Source organism: Candidatus Desulfofervidus auxilii (assembly GCA_030262725.1).
Lineage (GTDB): Bacteria > Desulfobacterota > Desulfofervidia > Desulfofervidales > Desulfofervidaceae > JAJSZS01.
Map to the genome: position 1 here is coordinate 1 of JAJSZS010000065.1, position 3,745 is coordinate 3,745.

5 protein-coding genes are annotated in these 3,745 nt (G+C 36.9%); all 5 read left to right on the forward strand.

Going from position 1 to position 3,745, the window contains the following annotated elements; all coding sequences use genetic code 11:
- The first annotated feature begins 118 nt into the window (after positions 1-118).
- On the forward strand, positions 119-616 hold the full coding sequence (locus tag LWW95_11905) for a 50S ribosomal protein L5 (protein ID MDL1957731.1): 498 nt from the start codon (positions 119-121) through the stop codon (positions 614-616).
- Positions 617-788: 172 nt separating this feature from the next.
- Complete coding sequence (locus tag LWW95_11910; GenBank protein MDL1957732.1) at positions 789-1,880, forward strand: SIR2 family protein; 1,092 nt, start codon at positions 789-791, stop codon at positions 1,878-1,880.
- Positions 1,881-2,083: 203 nt separating this feature from the next.
- Complete coding sequence (locus LWW95_11915) at positions 2,084-2,959, forward strand: DUF4268 domain-containing protein (GenBank protein ID MDL1957733.1); 876 nt, start codon at positions 2,084-2,086, stop codon at positions 2,957-2,959.
- 218 nt (positions 2,960-3,177) lie between these two features.
- On the forward strand, positions 3,178-3,363 hold the full coding sequence (locus LWW95_11920; GenBank protein ID MDL1957734.1) for a hypothetical protein: 186 nt from the start codon (positions 3,178-3,180) through the stop codon (positions 3,361-3,363).
- Between the two features lie 171 nt (positions 3,364-3,534).
- Positions 3,535-3,745 (forward strand): AAA family ATPase (locus LWW95_11925; protein ID MDL1957735.1); only part of this gene is annotated, 211 nt, incomplete at its 3' end.

Sequence of the window (3,745 nt, forward strand, 5' to 3'; positions counted from 1 at the left end):
GGCTGTTGAGGAGGGAGCAAAGACAGAAGCGAAGGCAGAAGCAAAAGCAGAAGCAGAGACGGAAGTGAGGGCAGCGGAGAGAGAAGCAAAAAGAGAGAGGAAGAAACATGAGCATCCTATGAGGAGAGTAGAGTTAGATAAGGTCGTAATAAACATAGGAGTGGGGGAAAGTGGGGAGAAGTTAAAGAATGCAGAGCGGATATTGGAGCAAATAACGGGTCAGAAGCCTGTTGAAACGCTTGCTAAACGCACAATTCAGCCATTTGGCATAAAAAAGGGCGAGCCAATTGGGTGCAAAGTCACGCTTCGCAAGGAAAAGGCGTATGAATTCCTGCGAAAAGTGTTCAAAATTCAGAACAGGCTTTACGAGAGCCAGTTTGATGCCTTCGGAAATCTCTCCTTCGGGATTGAGGAGCATACCGACCTCGGCATTCCTTACGACCCCGCAGTCGGCATATTCGGCATGGATGTCTCAGTTTCGCTCAAAAGACCGGGCTTCAGGATAAAAGAACGACGCATTCAACGCAGAAAAATACCCAAAAAGCAGCGAATAACACGAGAAGAAGGCATAAACTTCTTCATTCGTGAGTTCGGTGTGAATGTTATTGAGGAATAATCATAAACATACAGCGAATCCGTTTGTTCTGTTCTTAAGATTTTGCACCGAACATGCGGAGGCTGGGAGAACAAAGGATTATCTCTCTCATTTATTTATCTTTTTAATAAAACTTCCTTTGAATAATCAAAAATTTTAAATGATGATTTTTCATTTTAGAGCGGAGAGAGAAATGCATGAAAACAAAGATGTGGAAGCAAAAAGATTGTTGAAAATGCAAAACAAAAGAAAAAAGAAATTTAAGGAGGTAATAATCTTGGGTGCAGGTGCATCAAAAAGTGAAGGAGCGCCATTACAAAATGAACTATTTAAAGAATTCTTTGAATACTACAAACAGGTTTTATCAAAAGAATTGATAATAGAATATTTTAAGAAGTTTTGGGGCATCGATATTGAAAATTACCAAAATCAGAATATAAAATTCCCTACTTTTGAGGAATGCTTAGGGGTCTTGGATTTAGCCTATTATCGCGGTGAAAGCTTTAAAAGTTATCCTAAGAAAGAAATAGAAGAAATCAGAAATGCCTTAATTTTTCTTATAGCTAAGGTATTAGACGAAAAATTACGAGGACAAATAATCCATCATAAGAAATTGGTCGATAGACTTAAAAACGAAGGAAGTCTGAGGGAAACGGCTTTTCTAAGCCTAAACTATGATATAATTATTGATAATGTTTTGGTAGAGTTATATCCCGAATTCCATCTCGATTATGGAATAGATTTTATAAATTTTGAAAGAGAAAACGATTGGAAAAGACCTGACAAAAATAAAGCAGTGTTACTTTTGAAAATACATGGCTCTTTAAATTGGCTATATTGCCCTACATGTAATCATATTGAACTAACACTGAGAAAAAAGGGAGCTATCAAAGCTTTTTATGAAGTAAAGGAATGTAGTGAATGTAAAACACCAATGGAGCCTGTTATTATTCCTCCAACATTTTATAAGGAAATGACAAATCCATTTATCCAAAAGGTATTTCTAAAAGCAGATAAGGTTCTAAGAAGTGCTGAAAGAATATTCATATGTGGATACTCTTTTCCAGATGCGGATTTGCATATTAAATATTTACTAAAAAGAGCTGAACAATTTAGGGAAGAAACCCCAGAGATATATGTGATTAACAACCATCCAAACAAAACTGAGCAGCAAAAGGATGAAGAAGAGCAGAGAATTAGCAGATTCTTTAAAAACAAAGAAAAGATCCATTACACAGATCTATCGTTTGAAGAATTTGCGAAGAGAGGTGTAGAAAATGTATAAGCAGGCTACTTCATATAATAGCAGACATACGGCTACGCTTCGCTACGCCAAAAATTCGGCAAGGCCGAACTTCGTATGCCTGCGAAAGAAGAAAATTAATAAAAGTAGAACAGGGTGGTTATAATGATAAAGCAAAAACTTGGAAAAATTAAACAAGTCAATTTGAAAGATGTGTTTGAGAAAGAGGATAAAGATTTTACGCCTTGGCTAAACGAGAATCTAAATATTTTGGGGGAAAAAAATTAAATCTGGATATAATTGATAGTAATATAGAAGAAGGCGTTGGGAATTTTAGTTGTGATATAATTGCAAGAGATTCCGATTCAAACAAAATAATTATAATAGAAAATCAGTTCGGAACTACAGACCATGATCATTTAGGTAAAATACTTACTTATGCTGCTGGTAAACAAGCAGGTGTAATAATATGGATCGCAGAAAATTTCAGAGAAGAGCATAAAAAGGCGTTAGAATGGTTAAATGAGAATGTTGATCCAGAGGGAGGCCCATCATTTTTTGGGATTGAGATAAAGTTGATTAAAATAGAGGATTCTCCACCAGCTCCTGATTTTAGAATAGTTGTTAAACCAAATGACTGGGAAAGAATGATTAAAATGTCAAGTCAAACGATGAGTGAAACAGCTAAAAAATATTTGGAATTTTATTCTAAATTAGTAGATGAGTATAAAAAGACCAATCCAAGGTGGAGAAAAGTTAAACCTCAACCACAGAGTTGGTTGAGCTTTGGTGCTGGTAAAAGTGGGTTATCATTTGTGTGGGCATTTAAAAGTAATAACAGATTTGCAATTGAAGTATATATTGATACAGGAGATAAAAATGAAAACGAAAGAATTTTTGAGGAGTTAGAAAAACATAAGGATAAAATAGAGAATGAGATAAAAGGACTTATATGGGAAAGAATGGAGGAAAAAAGGGCATGTAGGATTGCAATTTACAAAAACATCAAAGGTAGTATAAAATACCTTTCCGAAGAGGATTATCCAGAAATTATAGAATGGGCATCTAAAACAATGAAAGAGTTTAGCAATGTGCTATCAAGATATATTAAAAGGGTATAATGCAGGCTTCATGCGGAACACTTCGCCTGCTTTCGCATGCTCGCCCTTCTGGTCTGCTAACAGGAGGATATGTAGCTTGCTTTCGCTCCGCAAAATTGATATTAAGGCGGAGATTTGCCTAAAATGTGGCGTAAGACGACCTCAATGCGTTCTGTTGTGAAAATCCCGAATTAGCTGCTGTTCTCAGTTTCTTTTTCACAGGTTAAGGCAAATATACAATGTCAAATAGGCGAAGAAATCCTAAAATCATAAATATCGTGTTAATATTTGTCCTAATTGGATTTCTGACATATTTTATTGTCTGTATTTGGGGAATAATTGATGCTTACAAAACAGCAGAAAAGATTAATGCTGGATTCAGATATGACCAGATGCGTTTTGTATTTTCTGGTTCTGGTGAGTGAAGTGGTGAACACGATTTCGGTGAGAATTTGTCTTTGGAGACGAGAAGGGAATGTTGAATAGATGGAGAGCAGGGAAAATTTCGGCGAACTGCTGGAGCGAGTGCGTGAAACTTGGAAGCAGCAGGAAATAGAAAAAGAATGGTGTAGAATGGTAAGGCGGGTGCGGAGGGAATGAAAATTGCGGTTGCTGGTAAGGGAGGCGTCGGCAAAACAACAATTGCGGGGACACTCGCAAGAATACTTGCAAAAGAGCGGGAAGTAATCGCAATAGATGCGGATCCTGCGATGAATTTGAGGTTTTCACTCGGAATAAAGGAGAATCCGAGACCAATTTCAGAATTAAAGGACTTAATTGTGGAGAGGACGGGTGCGAACACGGAGT